General features: G+C 68.4%; 19 protein-coding genes. 15 read left to right on the forward strand and 4 right to left on the reverse strand.

The features are described 5' to 3' along the window. Nucleotides 1-25: 25 nt before the first annotated feature. The 7 genes from AS181_RS02605 (at nucleotide 26) to proB (ending at nucleotide 8,537) form a co-directional block, all read left to right on the forward strand. Nucleotides 26-484 (forward strand): hypothetical protein, encoded by a 459-nt coding sequence (locus tag AS181_RS02605; protein WP_058250056.1) that lies wholly within the window; start codon nucleotides 26-28, stop codon nucleotides 482-484. Between the two features lie 38 nt (nucleotides 485-522). Further along, entirely contained in the window at nucleotides 523-939 is a 417-nt protein-coding gene (gene ndk / locus AS181_RS02610) for a nucleoside-diphosphate kinase (RefSeq protein ID WP_058250057.1), read from the forward strand. A gap of 428 nt (nucleotides 940-1,367) precedes the next feature. Then, complete coding sequence (locus AS181_RS02615) at nucleotides 1,368-4,928, forward strand: translation initiation factor IF-2 N-terminal domain-containing protein (protein WP_058250058.1); 3,561 nt, start codon at nucleotides 1,368-1,370, stop codon at nucleotides 4,926-4,928. Between the two features lie 283 nt (nucleotides 4,929-5,211). After that, complete coding sequence (gene rplU, locus AS181_RS02620; protein WP_058250059.1) at nucleotides 5,212-5,523, forward strand: 50S ribosomal protein L21; 312 nt, start codon at nucleotides 5,212-5,214, stop codon at nucleotides 5,521-5,523. A gap of 38 nt (nucleotides 5,524-5,561) precedes the next feature. Continuing rightward, a complete protein-coding gene (gene rpmA, locus AS181_RS02625; protein WP_004019626.1) occupies nucleotides 5,562-5,825 on the forward strand; it encodes a 50S ribosomal protein L27 in 264 nt (87 codons plus the stop codon). 94 nt (nucleotides 5,826-5,919) lie between these two features. Beyond that, nucleotides 5,920-7,389, forward strand: a complete 1,470-nt coding sequence (gene obgE / locus AS181_RS02630) for a GTPase ObgE (protein WP_058250060.1) — start codon at nucleotides 5,920-5,922, stop codon at nucleotides 7,387-7,389. After that, nucleotides 7,386-8,537 (forward strand): glutamate 5-kinase, encoded by a 1,152-nt coding sequence (gene proB / locus AS181_RS02635; protein WP_058250061.1) that lies wholly within the window; start codon nucleotides 7,386-7,388, stop codon nucleotides 8,535-8,537. Before obgE ends, proB begins: the two co-directional genes overlap by 4 nt. A 7-nt stretch (nucleotides 8,538-8,544) precedes the next feature. Here the strand turns inward: proB and AS181_RS02640 are convergent, their stop codons facing one another. The 4 genes from AS181_RS02640 to ectA all read right to left on the reverse strand — a co-directional run bounded on the left by AS181_RS02640 (nucleotide 8,545) and on the right by ectA (nucleotide 11,927). Next, entirely contained in the window at nucleotides 8,545-9,423 is an 879-nt protein-coding gene (locus AS181_RS02640) for a Sir2 family NAD-dependent protein deacetylase (RefSeq protein WP_058250062.1), read from the reverse strand. A 48-nt stretch (nucleotides 9,424-9,471) separates the two neighbouring features. Beyond that, nucleotides 9,472-9,903: an ectoine synthase gene (locus AS181_RS02645; RefSeq protein WP_058250063.1), complete on the reverse strand. Its 432-nt coding sequence runs from the start codon at nucleotides 9,901-9,903 to the stop codon at nucleotides 9,472-9,474. After that, nucleotides 9,900-11,171: a diaminobutyrate--2-oxoglutarate transaminase gene (gene ectB / locus AS181_RS02650; RefSeq protein ID WP_058250294.1), complete on the reverse strand. Its 1,272-nt coding sequence runs from the start codon at nucleotides 11,169-11,171 to the stop codon at nucleotides 9,900-9,902. Before ectB ends, AS181_RS02645 begins: the two co-directional genes overlap by 4 nt. A gap of 228 nt (nucleotides 11,172-11,399) precedes the next feature. Next, a complete protein-coding gene (gene ectA, locus AS181_RS02655) occupies nucleotides 11,400-11,927 on the reverse strand; it encodes a diaminobutyrate acetyltransferase (protein WP_058250064.1) in 528 nt (175 codons plus the stop codon). Nucleotides 11,928-12,091: 164 nt separating this feature from the next. Here ectA and rsmD point away from each other — a divergent pair, with 164 nt between their 5' ends. The 8 genes from rsmD to AS181_RS02695 all read left to right on the forward strand — a co-directional run bounded on the left by rsmD (nucleotide 12,092) and on the right by AS181_RS02695 (nucleotide 17,385). Next, nucleotides 12,092-12,643, forward strand: coding sequence for a 16S rRNA (guanine(966)-N(2))-methyltransferase RsmD (rsmD, locus tag AS181_RS02660; protein WP_058250065.1), 552 nt, complete (start codon nucleotides 12,092-12,094; stop codon nucleotides 12,641-12,643). Between the two features lie 16 nt (nucleotides 12,644-12,659). Then, nucleotides 12,660-13,148: a pantetheine-phosphate adenylyltransferase gene (gene coaD, locus AS181_RS02665; RefSeq protein ID WP_058250066.1), complete on the forward strand. Its 489-nt coding sequence runs from the start codon at nucleotides 12,660-12,662 to the stop codon at nucleotides 13,146-13,148. A gap of 118 nt (nucleotides 13,149-13,266) precedes the next feature. Beyond that, nucleotides 13,267-14,136, forward strand: a complete 870-nt coding sequence (locus AS181_RS02670) for a DivIVA domain-containing protein (protein ID WP_058250067.1) — start codon at nucleotides 13,267-13,269, stop codon at nucleotides 14,134-14,136. 93 nt (nucleotides 14,137-14,229) lie between these two features. After that, nucleotides 14,230-14,862, forward strand: a complete 633-nt coding sequence (locus tag AS181_RS02675; RefSeq protein ID WP_175404265.1) for a YceD family protein — start codon at nucleotides 14,230-14,232, stop codon at nucleotides 14,860-14,862. Beyond that, nucleotides 14,855-15,580, forward strand: coding sequence for a ribonuclease III (gene rnc / locus AS181_RS02680; RefSeq protein WP_058250069.1), 726 nt, complete (start codon nucleotides 14,855-14,857; stop codon nucleotides 15,578-15,580). Before AS181_RS02675 ends, rnc begins: the two co-directional genes overlap by 8 nt. A 33-nt stretch (nucleotides 15,581-15,613) precedes the next feature. Next, entirely contained in the window at nucleotides 15,614-16,525 is a 912-nt protein-coding gene (mutM, locus tag AS181_RS02685; protein WP_058250070.1) for a bifunctional DNA-formamidopyrimidine glycosylase/DNA-(apurinic or apyrimidinic site) lyase, read from the forward strand. Nucleotides 16,526-16,631: 106 nt separating this feature from the next. Next, nucleotides 16,632-17,090, forward strand: a complete 459-nt coding sequence (locus tag AS181_RS02690) for an OsmC family protein (protein ID WP_058250071.1) — start codon at nucleotides 16,632-16,634, stop codon at nucleotides 17,088-17,090. Between the two features lie 4 nt (nucleotides 17,091-17,094). After that, nucleotides 17,095-17,385: an acylphosphatase gene (locus tag AS181_RS02695; protein WP_058250072.1), complete on the forward strand. Its 291-nt coding sequence runs from the start codon at nucleotides 17,095-17,097 to the stop codon at nucleotides 17,383-17,385. Nucleotides 17,386-17,399 lie beyond the last annotated feature (14 nt).

A 17,399-nucleotide genomic window follows, 5' to 3' on the forward strand; every position in this document is an offset into this window, starting at 1 on the left:
CGAGACACCCGATGTGAGGACATACGTGCAGTTCCAGCTCTTCCGGACCACCTCCGCCCGAACCCGACGCCCCGTGCTCCCCGTCGTCGTCCTCGCGGGCGCGGCGCTCGCACTGACCGTCCCGGCCACGGCGGCTGCCGAACCGGAGCAGGACCGGGCACCCATCGGGATCGCGAACCTCACGGGGATACCCGCAGCGGACGCGCCCGTTCCCGTCGGGCCGGGGGAGTACAGCTATGTCGCCACCCACGAGATCACCCAGCGTGCCGCGACCATGAAGGCGCCCGAGGCCATCGCCAGCCTCCCGGTGCCCGCCCAGTACCGGCCCGCGAATCTCGGTCTGGCGCAACAGTTCGATCTCGCGCTCGCCGGCGCGCTCGCCTCGCCCGGCGGCTGTCTGCAGGTGGTCGTCGATCCGCGCTCGCGCACCGGCAGCCTCTTCGACTACGGCTTCTTCCCGGTCGCCGGTGAGTACTGCTCCTGACCGGTACGTGACCGTAGCCGGTCGATAGGGTGTCAGTCGTGACTGAACGCACTCTCGTACTCATCAAGCCGGACGGCGTCGAACGCAACCTCGTCGGCGACATCATCAGCCGTATCGAGCGCAAGGGCCTGACCCTGGTGGCTCTCGAACTCAAGACCGCGAGCGACGAGGTCGCTCGCGGGCACTACGCCGAGCACGAGGGCAAGCCGTTCCACCCCTCGCTGCTCGAGTTCATCACGTCCGGTCCGCTGGTCGCGGCCGTTCTCGAGGGGCCCCGCGCGGTGGCCGCGTTCCGCCAGATCGCCGGCGGTACCGACCCGGTCGAGAAGGCCGTGCCCGGAACGATCCGGGCCGACTTCGCGCTCGACACCCAGTACAACCTGGTTCACGGGTCCGATTCGCCCGAATCGGCGCAACGCGAGATCGCTCTCTGGTTCCCCGGACTCGAGGGCTGAAGTCGAGCGCCTCGGCTCGACGCGCAACGTCAAACGCTCATCCTTTGCGGTCATCCGACCGCGGTGTGGGATACTTGCACAGTTATCGCCGACACACTTTGTCGACGACGACCGGATGACGCGCCCCGGTACCGGCGCGTCGCGGTGCGGCACTGACGCAGCGCGACGCCACGGAACCGCAGCTGACCCCACCGAGTTCGCCCTGCTGCCAGCGGGCGAACACCCAGGTTCCGCCTGTGCCCGGTGGCGTGGAAAGCGATCAGGGACGCGGTCATCGACACAGCAAGAGCGTCGTCGGACGATCCGTGAGACGGACCGCCGCGACGACGCGCAGACCACACAACACCGGTCCGACGAGGACCGGGACACAGAGCAGACCCTCGCGTGGCCGCGTCAGCCCGACGCGCCCGGGGGTTCGAGGAGACTGAGTGACCGACAACGGGTCGCCGGCTGACGCGAACGCAGCGTCGGAATCGGCGGAAGAATTTCCCAGCAAACTTCGTGTGCACGCCCTGGCCCGCTTCCTGGGCTTGACGAGTCGACAGGTACTGGCTCATCTGGCGAATCTCGGCGTGCAGACCCGCAGCCCGCAGTCCAGCGTCGATCGAGACCTGGCGAAAGCCGTGGCCGAACGGGTGCGTTCTGGCGTCGACGAGACCGGCGAGACGCCGCCGCAGGCCGCCCCGGCCGACGACGCGGCTCGGCCTGACGCCACTGCCGACACGACCCCGGCCGAGGCCCCTGCCGACACCACGCCGACGGACGCAGCCCACACCGAGGCAGCATCGGTCGAAGCCGCACCAACCAAGGCGGTGTCCGCCGAAGCGGCGCCCGCCGACGACGCACCGACGGCCGAAGTCGCACCGACGGCCGAGGTCGCACCGACCGAAGACGCTGCACAGACCACCGCCCAACACTCGCCCGCGGCATCGACCGCGGCCGAGGCCCCGACGTTGTTCTCGGCCGCCCAGTACGACGCACCGGTGGCGACCCCGGCCGCAGAGACCGACGCCTCGACCGGCGCGCAGCCGCTGTTCCTGCAGCCTCAGGCCCCGGCCGACAAGCCCCGCGCCGCCCGCTCGGGTCGTGCGAAGACCCGCGCCGAGACGGGCGCGAAAGACGAGTCGGCGGACACCCCGGCAGACGAGTCCGCCGCTGCCGAGACCGCGACCTCGACATCGGCGGACGCGCCCGCCCGCTCGGACAGGTCGAGAGCCGATGATTCGACCACAGTTGACCGGGACGCCGACGTCTCGACCCGGGACGACTCCGGCGCCGACGACGCCGATGATTCCAACGCCGATGATTCCAACGCTGAAGATTCCAACGCTGATGATTCCAACGCTGATGATTCCGGGTCGGGTCGGAGTCGCCGGCGTCGACGCGGACGTCGTGGACGCGGGCGCGGTCGGGGAGACCAGGGGGGCGACTCTGATTCGGACACCGATGAGTCCGACGCCGAGGCGTCCGATGCCGATGAGTCGACCGGCGACGGGGCAACCGATGCCGACACGGACTCGGAGGACACCACGTCCGACGAGTCGGCCGAGGACTCGCGCTCGGAGGACGGCCGTCCGTCGGGCAAACGCACCCGCCGCCGCAGCCGTCGTTCGGGTGCGGACAAGGCGGAGGACGCCGAGGCGTCCGGCGCCGCGGGCGACCGCGCCGACGAGTCCGGCGACGATGCCGACACAACCGACGCCGAAGACGCATCCGATGACGACGACTCCGGTGACTCCTCGTCGACTCGCCGCCGTCGTCGCCGTCGCCGTCGTAAAGGCGGCGGCGAACCCGATGAGGCGTCTCCCGACGATCCGCCGAACACGGTGGTGCACGAGCGCGAGCCGCGCAGCAAGCGCGCCCGCGACGAGGTGCAGGGCATCTCGGGGTCGACCCGACTCGAGGCCAAGCGTCAGCGCCGGCGCGACGGGCGCGATGCCGGCCGGCGTCGTCCGCCGATCCTGACCGAGTCGGAGTTCCTGGCGCGCCGTGAGGCGGTCGACCGCGTCATGGTCGTCCGAGAGCGCAGCGCGAACAGCCGCATCTCTGGTAACGACGGGCACGAGCACGCCGCGGTCGAGGACTACACGCAGGTCGCGGTCCTCGAGGACGGTGTCCTCGTCGAGCATTTCGTGACGACCGCGACGTCGTCGTCGATGGTCGGCAACATCTACCTCGGACGCGTCCAGAACGTCCTCCCGGGTATGGAAGCCGCGTTCGTCGACATCGGTCGCGGACGCAACGGCGTGCTCTACGCCGGTGAGGTCAACTGGGACGCTGCCGGACTCGACGGCGGTTCGCGCAAGATCGAGCAGGCGCTCAAGCCCGGCGACAACGTGCTCGTCCAGGTCAGCAAGGACCCGGTGGGTCACAAGGGCGCTCGTCTGACCACGCAGATCTCCCTCGCCGGCCGCTACCTGGTGTACGTGCCCGGCGGTTCGTCGACCGGGATCAGCCGCAAGCTGCCCGACGTCGAGCGCAAACGTCTCAAGCAGATCCTGGCGAAGCTCGTCCCCGACGAGGCCGGGGTCATCATCCGCACCGCGTCGGAGGGCGTCAGCGCCGAGGAACTCGGTGCCGACATCGCCCGCCTCGAGTCGCAGTGGAAGTCCATCGACGAGGCGGTGACCCAGGCCAAGAAGGGCGGGTCGTCGAGCCCGAAGCCGTTGTACGAGGAGCCCGACCTACTGGTGCGCGTCGTCCGTGACCTGTTCAACGAGGACTTCAAGAAGCTCGTCGTCGAAGGTGACAAGGCCTGGAACCTGGTCGAGGGTTACGTCAGCTCGGTGGCCTCGGATCTCATGGAGCGGGTCGAGAAGTTCGACAAGCCGCACGCCGACGCGCCGGATTCGTTCGTCGTGCACCGCATCGACGAGCAGCTTGCGAAGGCGCTCGACCGCAAGGTGTGGCTGCCCTCCGGCGGCACGCTGATCATCGAGCACACCGAGGCGATGACCGTCGTCGACGTCAACACCGGCAAGTTCACCGGCTCGGGTGGCAACCTCGAGGAGACGGTGACGCGCAACAACCTCGAAGCCGCCGAGGAGATCGTGCGGCAGATGCGGTTGCGCGACATCGGCGGGATGATCATCGTCGACTTCATCGACATGGTGCTCGAGTCGAACCGGGATCTGGTGCTCCGCAGGCTCACCGAGGCGCTCGCTCGTGATCGCACCCGTCACCAGGTGTCCGAGGTGACCTCGCTGGGCCTCGTCCAGATGACACGTAAACGTCTGGGAACCGGTCTGCTGGAAGCGTTCTCGACCACCTGCACCGCCTGCAGCGGTCGAGGCATCATCGTGCACGCGAATCCCGTCGAGGTGAAGACCGACGACTCTTCGCGTGGCGACGGTGCCGGCTCGAAGCGGTCCCGTCGAGGCAAGAAGAAGGCCGACGCGCAACCGGAGGCAGTCGCCCCGGCCGTCGCGCCCGCTCACAAGCCGGCCGAACACCCGATGTTCCGGGCGATGGCGGCGCACGCGCACGACGACGAACACGGCGAGGAGTCCGGCGCGACCACCGACGGTGACACCACGAGTCGGGTCGAGGATGCGCCGAAACCCGTCGTCGAGGGTTCGTCGCCGCAGCAGACGGCCGACAGCCGGGTGGACACCGCTGTTGCCGAGCCGACCGAGACCCTGCCGTATCCGGTGGCGACGGAACCGGCTGAGATGGATTCGGCTGGGACGGAATCGGCTGAATCCGAGCCTGCGGGGGTCGAGACGGAGCCCGAGCCGGCCGGCTCGGCCACCGACGGACAGGCTCCGGCGGCCGCACGGCGTCGTCGGCGGGTCGTCCGGCGTCCGGCGCAGACGACCACACCGCCCGACACCGTGGTGATGACCGCGGCGGATGTCGCCGCGGAGACGCCGGTGACGACCTCGGGTCCGGTCTCCACCGGGAACTCGGAGGCGGCGGTCGCTGTACGGCGCCGGCCGCGCAAGCGCAGCGCGGGCCGTCCCGCGGGACCGCCACCGGCCGACGACTGACCCGGGTGACCGGGCCGCGCCGGACCCGGGTCGGGCGAGTTTGACCCGACCGCCGACGTTCCCGTAACCTTGGAAAGTCGCCTCCCGCGGAGGGTCTGCGCTGTTCTGCCCGCTTCGGCACAGCAACGGTGCGTAGTCCGTCGGCAGGCCCTCTGGTGCGAACCGCAGCTTCCCCGGCCACATGCCCGGGTGCCCTGCGGCCCGCCCCGGCACGCACAACACAAACGCCCCAGGAGCGCTCGCGCCCCCAGGGTCCGAGTAGACGAGTAAGAGGAATACTTCGATGGCAACGTACGCGATCGTCAAGACCGGCGGTAAGCAGTACAAGGTCGCTGAAGGCGACACTGTGAAGGTCGAGAAGATCGACGGAGAGATCGGCAGCACGGTGAGCCTGCCGGTCGCGTTGGTCGTCGACGGGTCGAACCTGACCACCGATGCCGACAAGCTGGCCAAGATCTCGGTCACCGGCGAGGTCGTCGACCACGTCAAGGGCCCCAAGATCCGCATCCACAAGTTCAAGAACAAGACCGGCTACCACAAGCGCCAGGGTCACCGTCAGAAGCAGACGGTCCTCAAGGTCACCGGCATCAAGTAGTTCGACCCGCTTCGAGAAGACCTCAGGAGGACTGACACATGGCACACAAGAAGGGCGCGTCCAGCTCGCGCAACGGTCGCGATTCCAACGCCCAGCGACTCGGCGTGAAGCGCTTCGGCGGCCAGCAGGTGAGCGCAGGTGAGATCCTGGTCCGCCAGCGCGGCACCAAGTTCCATCCCGGCGTCAACGTCGGTCGCGGTGGCGACGACACCCTGTTCGCGCTCGCCGCGGGCGCGGTGGAGTTCGGCTCCAAGCGTGGCCGCAAGACGGTCAACATCGTCCCGGAAACCGCTTCGGTCTGACCTGAGCAACCGGCACGACAAGCTCTTACACAGGGCGGGCAGGGTCATCGCGTACCCCGCCCGCCCTGTTCTTTTTGACGGAAGAAGGATTTCGATGTCTCGGTTCGTCGACCGCGTGACCATCCACGTCGCCGCGGGGAACGGCGGCCACGGCTGCGCGTCGGTCCATCGCGAGAAGTTCAAGCCTCTCGGCGGACCCGACGGCGGCAACGGCGGCAACGGCGGGTCCGTGCGGCTCGTCGTCGACCCCCAGGTGCACACGCTCCTCGACTTCCACTTCCACCCGCACGCGAAGGCCTCCAACGGCAAGCCCGGGGCCGGCGACAACCGCGACGGCGCCACCGGCGGCGACCTCGTCCTCAAGGTTCCCGACGGCACGGTCGTCCTCGACGAGCGCGGCACGATCCTCGCCGATCTGGTCGGCGAGGGGACGGTCTTCGAGGCCGCGCAGGGCGGCCGCGGCGGGCTGGGGAATGCGGCGCTCGCGTCGAAGGCGCGCAAGGCCCCCGGCTTCGCCCTGCTGGGCGAAGAGGGGCAGCAGCGTTCGCTCGTCCTCGAACTCAAGTCGGTCGCCGACGTCGGGCTCGTCGGTTTCCCGTCGGCCGGCAAGTCGTCCCTGGTGTCGGTGCTATCGGCCGCCAAGCCGAAGATCGCGGACTACCCGTTCACCACGCTGGTCCCGAACCTCGGGGTCGTGCAGACCGCGGGCGACGTGTTCACCATCGCCGACGTCCCCGGTCTGATCCCGGGCGCCTCGACCGGCCGCGGGCTCGGACTCGAATTCCTCCGCCACCTCGAGCGCTGCGCGGTGCTCGCGCACGTCGTCGACTGCGCCACACTGGAACCCGGGCGCGACCCGATCTCCGACATCGATGCTCTCGAAGCCGAACTGGCCGCGTACGTCCCGGCACTCGACGACGACCACGGACTCGGCGACCTCGCCTCCCGCCCCCGCGTGGTGATCCTCAACAAGCTGGACGTACCCGACGCCGCCGAGCTCGCCGACCTCGTCGAACCCGAACTGACCGAACGTGGTTGGCCCGTGTTCCGGATCTCGGCGGTCGCCCACGAAGGTCTGCGCGAGCTCACCTTCGCGCTGGCGCGGATGGTGCGCGAATACCGAGATACCCAGCCCGCCAAGGTCGCTCGGCGCGCGATCATCCGCCCCAAGGCCGTCGACGACACCGGCTTCACGATCGAGACCGACCCGGACAACGAGGGCGGCTTCATCGTCCGCGGTTCCCGCCCGGAGCGGTGGATCGCGCAGACGCAGTTCGACAACGACGAGGCCGTCGGTTACCTCGCCGATCGGCTCAACCGGCTCGGCGTCGAAGACGAACTGGTGAAGCGCGGTGCACAGCCTGGCGCGCCCGTCACCATCGGTGCGGTCACGTTCGACTGGGAACCGTCCACGCCGATGGGCGACGACGTCCCGATTACCGGGCGCGGCACCGACATCCGGCTCGATCGCTCCGATCGCGTCGGCGCCGCCGAACGCAAACAGGCTCGTCGTCTGCGGCGCGGGCTGCCGGACGAGGACGGCGGGGAGCGGGACCTCCCGTGAGCACCGGTTCCGCCGACCGCGTTCACGAGGGGTCGGTACGCGACCGGATCGCGCACGCGCGCAGCGTGGTCGTGAAGATCGGGTCGTCGGCACTCACCGACCTCACCGAGGGACTCGACCGCAACCGCCTCGACGCACTGGCCGACGCCCTCGAGGCCCGGATGCGGGCCGGGTCGGATGTGATCGTCGTGTCCTCGGGGGCCATCGGGGCCGGGATCGCCCCGCTCGGACTCAAGAAGCGACCCACGGATCTCGCCACCAAGCAGGCGGCGGCAAGCGTCGGACAGCTCGCCCTCGCGCATGCGTGGGGTACGTCGTTCGCGCGCTACGGCCGCACGGTGGGGCAGGTACTGCTCACCGCCGACGACATCTCCAACCGCGGTCACCACGCGAATGCCCAACGAACACTTGACCGTCTGCGTTCACTCGGCGCCGTGGCGGTGGTGAACGAGAACGACACCGTGGCCACCAACGAGATCCGTTTCGGGGACAACGACCGGCTGGCCGCGCTCGTCGCCCACCTGTCGGGTGCCGATGCGCTCATCCTGCTCTCCGACGTCGACGGCCTCTACGACGGTGATCCGCGCCGGGTCGACGTCGACGGCCGTCGCGCCCGGTTGATACCCGAGGTCAACGGCCCTGAGGATCTCGACGGGGTGATCGCCGGCTCCGGCGGCGCGCTGGGTACGGGTGGCATGGCCTCCAAGCTGGCCGCGGCCCGCTTGTCGGCCGATGCCGGCGTGCCCGTACTGCTGGCGGCCGCCTCCTCGGCGGCGCAGGCGCTGGCCGACGCCTCGGTGGGCACGGTGTTCGCCGCGCGGCCCGAGCGGCTGTCCGCGCGTCGGTTCTGGGTGCGTCACGCCGCCGACGCGCGGGGTCGGATCGTGCTCGACGACGGCGCCGTGGACGCGGTGTCGCGCAGGCGGCGTTCACTGCTCGCCGCGGGGATCGTCGGGGTCACCGGCAGGTTCTACGAGGGCGACGTCGTCGAACTCGTCGACCAGTACGACACGGTGCGGGCCAGGGGAGTCGCGGCCTACGGCGTCGACGACATCGCGTCGATGGTCGGCCGCTCCACCGGCGATCTTCCGCCCGAACTACAGCGCCCGGTGGTGCACGCCGACGATCTGGTGGTCGTGGGCCGCTGACCAGAGGTCAGAACGTCGCCAGCGCCGGGAGCACGAACCCGGCCTCGTGATCGATCTTCAGGGTCGCGATCTCGTCGGCACGGGTGACCCCGCGGTTCACGATGATCAGCGGCTTGCCGGCGCGGTGCGCGCGCCGCGCGAATCGCAGGCCGGACATGACGGTGAGCGACGACCCGACGACCATCAGTGCGTCGGCCTCGTCGACCACTGAATATGCCTCGTCCACAACGTCTTTCGTGACCGTCTCGCCGAAGTAGACGATGTCGGGCTTCAGGATGCCGCCGCAGTTCGGGCAGTCGATCATCATGAAGTCGGACGTGTCGGACAGGGTGGCGTCGGCGTCCGGCGCGACTTCGATGGCACCGCGGCCGCTGACCCGACGCGCGAACTCGGTGTTGATCTCTTCGAGTTGTCCGGCGAGCCGGTGACGGGAGATACGCCAGTCGCAGTTCAGACAGCGGACACGGCCGTAGCATCCGTGGAGTTCGATGACCCCGCGGGTGCCGGCCTTGGTGTGCAGCATGTCGACGTTCTGGGTGAGCACCCGCGACATCCACCCGCGCTGCTGGAGTTCGGTGAGCGCCAGGTGGGCTCGGTTGGGGATCGCGGCGTCCATGTGCCGCCAGCCGAGGTGGTTGCGCGCCCAGTAGTGGCGTCGGAAGTCCGCCGACGACAGGAACATCTCGAGGGTCATCGGCGTCCGCGGCGGGGAGCCGGGACTCCGGTAGTCGGGGATGCCGGAGTCGGTGGAGATGCCGGCGCCGGTCAGAACCGCGAAACGGCGTCCGGCGAGGATGTCGGCGGCCAGTGCGATCCGGTCCGCGACGTCATCGTCGAGGGGGGTGTGTTCGGCCGGGGCGGAGCCGAGCTGGAGACGAGTACGCACCCTGCCCAGGATAGGCAGGGTGCGTACTGGAGATGTCTGCGAGAGCCGTCAGGTGACGGGCGTCTCCGCGTGCTTGCCGGCCGGCTGCGGCACGGTCACCAGCGGATACACGCCGTTCTCGTCGTGGACTTCGGTGCCCACGACAGGCGGGTTGAACACGCACAGCATGCGCATCTCGGTGTCGGCGGTGACGGTGTGCCGCTCGTGGCCGTTCAGCAGGTACATCGTGCCCGGCGCGAGCGGATAGGTCTCGCCGGTCTCCCGGTCGAGGAGCGTGCCGGTGCCTTCGACGAGCCAGACGGCCTCGACATGGTTGGCGTAGTGGAACTCGTTGACCGAGCCCGCCTTGATCGTGGTCTCGTGGAACGAGAAGCCCACATTGTCGCCGCCGAGGATGATGCGCTTGGAGACCCAGTTGCCCTTGGGGTCGGCGACGTCGCGGTCGGTCCCGGTGATTTCTTCAGTGGTTCGGACGATCATCCGATCACCTCCTTGACTGCATCGGACAGGATGGACAGGCCGCGGTCGAGGTCTTCGCGCGAGATGGTCAGCGGCGGGAGCAGCTTCACCACCTCGTCGGACGGGCCCGACGTCTCGGCCAAGAGTCCCGCGCCGAAGGCCTGCGCGCAGACCTTGCCCGCGGCGGTATGGTCCTCGAACGCGAGTCCGCGCACCATGCCACGCCCACGGGTGGAGATGCCGTCGTAGCGCTTGCACAGGTCGGTGAAGACCTCGTGGATCCGCTCGCCCTTGGCATGGATGTCGCGGGTCAGCGCGTCGTCGGCCCAGTAGGTTTCGATCGCCTTGGCGGCGGTCACGAAGGCCGGGTTGTTCCCGCGGAAGGTGCCGTTGTGCTCGCCGGGGGTCCACACGTCGAGCTCGGGCTTGAACAGGGTCAGCGCGAACGGCAGTCCGTAGCCACTGATCGACTTCGACAGGGTGACGATGTCGGGCTTGATGCCGGCTTCCTCGAACGAGAAGAATTCGCCGGTGCGGCCACAGCCCATCTGGACATCGTCGACGATCAGCAGGATGTCGCGACGCTGGCACAGGTCGGAGAGGGCCCGCAGCCACTCGGCACGAGCGACGTTCACGCCGCCCTCGCCCTGGACGGTCTCGACGATGACCGCCGCCGGGCGGTTCAGGCCGCTGCCGGAGTCGTCGAGCACACGCTCGAACCAGGCGAAGTCCTCCATGACGCCGCCGAAGTAGTTGTCGAAGGGCATGGGCGTCGCGTGGACGAGCGGGACACCAGCGCCGGCACGCTTCATCGAGTTACCGGTCACCGACAGCGATCCGAGCGTCATGCCATGGAAGGCGTTGGTGAAGCTGATGATCGACTCGCGACCGGTCACCTTGCGCGCCAGCTTGAGTGCCGACTCGACGGCATTGGTACCCGTCGGGCCGGGGAACTGGATCTTGTAGTCGAGTCCGCGCGGCTCGAGGATGTGGCTGGTGAACTTCTCGATGAAGTTCCCCTTGGCGACGGTCGCCATGTCGAGACCGTGGGTGATGCCGTCGGACTCGATGTACTCCAGGAGGGCCTTCTTCAGGACCGGGTTGTTGTGGCCGTAGTTCAAGGACCCGGCGCCCGCGAAGAAGTCGAGGTATTCGCGGCCGTCCTGATCGGTGATGTAGGAGCCCTTGGCGGTGGTGAACACAGCCGGCCAGTTACGGCAGTAGCTGCGCACCTCGGATTCGTGGGCGGTGAAGACTGAATCGTCCATGTGGGTGTCGAGAAGTGGCATGTCGTGTGCTTCCTTCTGGTGTGACAACGTGGGGTTCATGTGCCCGGCTCGGGGTCGCGTCATCGCGATCGCCGGGTTCGGCTGAGCCCCACGGGCTGGGGTCGGCCTTTGGTCGGGATGTTATGCGGGACAACCGATTACGGGTCGGCAAGATGGAAACGCCGCGCGCGTGCCGCATCTGAGGCGTCGGCCCGGTGGTCCAAGACGACGATCGGAGTCGCGCCGGACTCAGGGCTCGGGGATCTCCGGCTCGAGCATGTAGAGATCTTCCGGCTCGTGGGAGTCGGGGAATGTGTTCGCCGCGAACAGGTCTCGACGTTCGAAACGAAGTCCGCGGGCCTTGGCCACCGAGGCGAACAGGCGTTGGGACGGGACGTTGTCCGGGCTGATCGTCGTGTGCATGGCGACCATGCCCTGACGGTTGACGCGGTCGAACAGCTCGTGCAGCATGGTCGCCGCGATGCCGTGTCCGCGCACCTCGTCGTCGACGGCGACCTGCCAGACCATCAGGGTGGAGGGGTCGCTCTGACGCCGGTAGCCGGTGACGAAACCGACTGCGCGACCATCGACTTCGGCGACGATGGAGGTGGTGGCGAAATCGTGGCACCACAGCACATAGGAGTAGCTCGAGTTGACGTCGAGAACCTGTGAGTCCGAAGCGATTTCCCAGAGGCGGATACCGTCGTCGACCGTGGGAACCCGGTAATCGACGGTGAGGGTTGTTGTCGGGGCCGTTCTTGTTTGGGAAGGGCTCATAACGCACTCGACGTTAACAATGCGTGTCGTAGAAGTCATGTACCTGCGGAAATTGGTCCGCGGAACGCCTACCTTGTCCCTGTTCAGGCATACAATGTGAAGCGGGTCACAAAGACGTGATTCCGGATTGGTTCGGGTGGCTTCCGGGGTTGCAGAATGGCCCCATGACGAGGATCATCGCCGGCCGGCTGGGTGGGCGCCGACTGCGTGTTCCGGGCGAGGGTACCCGGCCCACTTCCGACCGGGTTCGCGAATCGGTGTTCAACATATTGGCCGCCCGATCCGATCTGGACGGACTCTGGGTCCTCGACCTGTACGCGGGATCGGGGGCGCTGGGTCTCGAGGCGATCTCGCGTGGTGCCGCGGGGGCGACGTTCGTGGACTCCGGGCGCCGGGCCGCCGTCACGATAGCCGCCAACGTGCGGGCCTGTGGGGTGGGCCCGAACGCCACCGTACATACGCGCACGGTGTCGGCCTACCTCGCCGGCGCCGCGGAACGGCGGTTCGGCCTCGTCTTCTCCGATCCGCCGTACGACCTCCGGGCCGACCGGATCACCGCGGACCTGGAGCTGCTGCGGTCACACCTGGACGACGACGCGCTGATCGTCGTCGAACGCTCGACGCGGTCCACCGGCGACATCTGGCCATCTGAGTACGAGGTGGTCGTCGACAAGTCCTATGGCGACACCCGGGTGGAGATCGCCCGCCTGGTCTGACCGGTAAGTTCGGGCCATGACGACGGCAGTGTGTCCCGGTTCCTTCGATCCCTTCACCCTCGGTCACCGATACGTGGTGGAACGCGCTGCGGCGTGTTTCGACGAGGTCGTGATCACCGTGGTGGTCAACCCCAACAAGCGCGGCATGTTCGGTGTGGACGAGCGGATCGAACTCATCGAAGAGGACTGTGCGGACCTGGCGAATGTGCGGGTCGACCGGTGGGAGGGCCTGCTCGTCGACTACCTGCGGCAGGAGTCGATCCACACCATCGTGAAGGGGCTGCGCTCCGCCGTCGACTTCGACTACGAGGTGCCGATGGCGCAGATGAACCGCGAGCTCGCCGATGTGGAGACGGTCTTCCTGCTCACCGACCCACGATTCGCCCACGTCTCGAGCTCGCTGGTGAAGGAGGTGGCGAAGTTGGGTGGAGACGTGACGCCCTTCTTGTCCGCACATGTCCACAAGAGCCTGATGAGCCGGTTGTCCGGCGAGCTCTCGGCCTGACCCATCGGTCGGGCGCGACACACCCCACGCGCTTCACGAGTCACAAGCGCAACATTCGGCACAATAGTCACAGAATCACCAACTGTTGCAACCAGGCAAGCGCCGGATTGGGGTGGCTGTGTACCGGGTATTTGAGGCTCTCGACGAGCTGGTCGCGATCGTCGAAGAGGCGCGGAGTGTGCCGATGACCGCCGGGTGCGTCGTGCCGCGCGGCGACGTGCTGGAACTCCTCGACGACATCAAGGACTCCATCCCCGGCGAACTCGACGACGCGCAGGACGTCCTCGATCAGCGTGACACGCTGATCGGGGATGCCCGCGAGCACGCCGAGACGACGGTGTCCAAGGCGGATTCCGAGTCCGAGGCGGTCCTCGCGCACGCTCGCGCCGAGGCCGACCGGATCCTCTCCGAGGCGAAGGCGCAGGCCGACCGTATGGTCGACGAGGCGAGCGCGCACTCGGGCTCGCTGGTGGAGGACGCCGCCGAGGAGGCACACCGTCTGCAGACCAGCGCGGCGCGCGAATTCGAGGCCGTCACCGGCCGGGCGCGGGCCGAGGCGCAGCGCACCATCGACGCCGCCAACAACTCCTACGACAAGTCGGTGGCCGACGGTATCGCCGAGCAGCAGCGCCTCGTCTCCGAGACCGAGGTCGTCGGTGCGGCGAAGTCCGAGGCCGAGCGGATCATCGACGCCGCGCACGCCGAGGCCGACCGCCTGCGTGGTGACTGCGACGTCTACGTGGACGAGAAGCTCGCCCAGTTCGAAGAGATCCTGACCGGCACGCTGCGATCGGTGAACCGGGGCCGGCACCAGCTGCGGACCGGCGCCGGCATGCACGACTATGTCGAGTACCCCCGCGGTGTCGACGAGTCCGGGCGAGGCGACGGTGCGCGTTCGCGCGAGTCCCGCGGCGACGATCCCCGCTCGCGCGAGACCTCGGCCCGCCACACCTACGACCGCGACCACGGTTCGCCGCTCGCGGTGTGACACGCTCGTCGACCCGGCTGTCCACACGCCGCCGGCGTCGGTCGATCATTCCCGGGTGCGAGCGTATGGTGGGCGTTTGTGGCTGATCATGCTGTGACATCAGAGCCGTCGCACGGTCCCGGTTCTACTCCCAGGCGCGAGCCCTTCGTGCTGGATGTGCGTTCGATGGGACGCCGCCCGGGCACGATGTCGGAGGTGCACCGTACTGTCCGGACACCCGAACGGTTGGGCGTCGAGATGGTCGGGATCCCAGCGGATTCCGATGTCGACCTCGACCTCCGTCTGGAGGCGGTGTCCGAGGGAATCCTGGTGACCGGGACGGTGTGCGGTGAAACCGTCGGTCAGTGCTCGCGCTGCCTCGAGCCGATCGACGGCACGGTGACGGTCTTCCTCACCGAGTTGTTCGCCTACCCGGACAGCGCGACCGAGCAGACCACCGACGCCGACGACATCCATCGCATCGCCGACGACCGTATCGACCTCGAACAGTCGATCATCGACGCCGTGGCACTCGAACTGCCGATGTCGCCCCTCTGTTCGTCGGACTGCGAGGGTCTGTGCCAGACCTGCGGGGTGCGTCTGGCCATCGCCGAACCGGGTCACTCCCACGAGGTCATCGACCCGCGCTGGGCCGGGCTCGCCGACAAGTTCGCCGACCTCGGGAAGGACGATTCGCCGACGGACGGTGCCGCAACCGATCCCGACCGGGAACGACATCGTGACTGAGGCCGTGCGTGCGGACGGTCCGCGTGCGGCCCTGCTCGACGCGCTGGACACCGACATTCCCGACGACCTGCTGACGCTGGCACTGACCCATCGTTCCTACGCGTATGAACACGGCGGTCTGCCGACCAACGAGCGCCTGGAGTTCCTCGGGGACTCGGTGCTCGGTGTCGTCATCACCCAGCGTCTCTACCTGCGTTATCCCGACCGCCCCGAGGGTGAGCTGGCGAAGATTCGGGCCAGCGTCGTCAACATGCATGCGCTCGCCGACGTCGCGCGCGGTCTCGGGGACGAGGGCGGTCTGGGCAAGTACCTGTTCCTCGGCCGCGGCGAGGAGATGACCGGCGGGCGCGACAAGGACTCGATCCTGGCCGATGGCCTGGAGTCGTTGTTCGGCGCGGTCTTCCTCACTCACGGACTCGAGACCTCGCAGCGCGTCATCCTCCGCCTGTTCGACGAGCGTCTCGAACGTGCCGGCAACCTCGGCGCGGGGCTGGACTGGAAGACGTCGCTGCAGGAGTTGAGTTCGGAGCGCGGGTTCGGTCCGCCGCAGTATCAGATCAGCGCGACCGGTCCCGACCACAACAAGGAGTTCACCGCGACCGCGCTGGTCGCCGGCGAGAGCCTCGGCGAGGGTGTCGGCCGGACCAAGAAGGAGGCGGAGCAGCAGGCCGCCGCACACGCCTGGAAAGTGCTGACCGAGCGTGCGTCGGCGTCGTGAACCCTTCTGTCAGCCGGCTTTTCGCGATCCGCAATGCCTGAACTCCCCGAGGTCGAGACCGTCCGCATCGGCCTCGAGACCCATCTCGTCGGTCGGGTGGTCGCCTCGACCGAGGTCCTTCATCCGCGCGCGGTCCGTCGTCACGCCGGCGGTGAGCCGGATCTGATCGGTCGGCTCGCCGGCAAGCAGGTGACCGGCGTCCGGCGCCGCGGCAAGTACCTGTGGATCGATGTCGCCGACTCCGCCGACCGAGCGGCGCTCGTCGTCCACCTCGGGATGAGCGGCCAGATGCTGATCGCCCGGACCGGAACCCCCGATCACACGCACCTGCGGATCCGGGCGGTCCTCGACGACGAGAACGAACTCCGCTTCGTCGATCAGCGGACCTTCGGGGGTTGGCATCTCGACGACTACACACCCGACGTGTACGCGCCCTCGGGGAGTACGGACACGACCGACCCGTCGCCCGCCGACATCCCGGTCTCGGTGGCGCACATCGCAACCGATCCGTTCGACCCGGCCTTCGATCCCGTCCGCGTGGTGGATCGCATGCGCGCCAAACACTCCGAGATCAAACGGGTCCTGCTGGATCAGACGGTGATCTCCGGCGTCGGCAACATCTACGCCGACGAAGCGCTGTGGCGCGCACGTCTGCACGGCTCGCGGATCGCCGAGACGATCAGTCGCAAGAAACTGCGCGAACTCATCGATGCCGTCACCGACGTGATGGCGGATGCGCTGAAGGTCGGCGGTACCTCGTTCGACGCGCTCTACGTGAACGTCAACGGACAGTCCGGCTACTTCGAGCGGTCCCTGAACGCCTACGGGCGGGCGGGGGAGCCGTGTCGTCGGTGCGGCGCGATCATGCGCCGCGAGCAGTTCATGAACCGTGGCTCGTTCTCGTGTCCGCGGTGCCAGCGGCCGCCGAAGGCGAACCCGGGCTGACGCGCAGGCGGAGCCGCGCCGGGAACAATCGACGTGCCGGGGCTCTTACTATTGGTCGCGATGCCGGCGGCGCCGGCCGACAACATCTTGAGAGGACCCGTCTTCGATGACCACCGAAGCAACTGCCCCCGCGTCCGGGGTTCCCGCCGACCAGGCCCACACCGATCTGTGGGTCGAGCGAACCGGCACGCGCCGGTACACCGGTCGCAGCTCGCGCGGCGCGGAGGTGCTGATTGGCTCGCAGGACGTCGAGGGCGTCTTCACCCCGGGTGAACTTCTCAAGATCGCGCTGGCCGCCTGCACCGGCATGTCGTCGGACCGGCCGCTGGCGCGACGCCTCGGTGACGACTACGACGCGACGATCCGCGTCAGCGGCGACGCCGACCGCGAGAACGAGGTGTACCCGCGCATCGAGGAGATCCTCGAGATCGACCTGTCCGAACTCGAGCCCGACGCCGCGGCCCGGTTGCTCGTCGTCGTCGAACGCGCCATCGACGCGGTGTGCACGGTCGGGCGCACGGTGAAGGCCGGCGCCGAGGTGGATCTGCGGATCGAGACGGAGTGACCGCATGAGCGAGGACGGCACCGACCGCGTCCGGCTCACCGCGCACGTGCACGGGCACGTGCAGGGCGTGGGCTTCCGGTGGTGGACCAGAGCGCGTGCTCTCGAACTAGGGCTCGTCGGTTACGCGTCGAACCGGGCCGACGGCCGGGTGCTGGTCGTTGCCGAGGGGCCACGGGACAAGGCCCTCGCCCTGCTCGACGCGCTCCGGTCGGGAACCACGCCCGGACGGGTGGACCTGGTGGTCGAGCGTGTGGATGAACCGCGCGGGGACCTCGACGGCTTCGTCGAACGGTGAGGAGAGCCGAAACA

Origin of the sequence: Gordonia sp. SGD-V-85, assembly GCF_001456905.1 — a bacterium.
Taxonomy (GTDB): domain Bacteria; phylum Actinomycetota; class Actinomycetes; order Mycobacteriales; family Mycobacteriaceae; genus Gordonia; species Gordonia hongkongensis.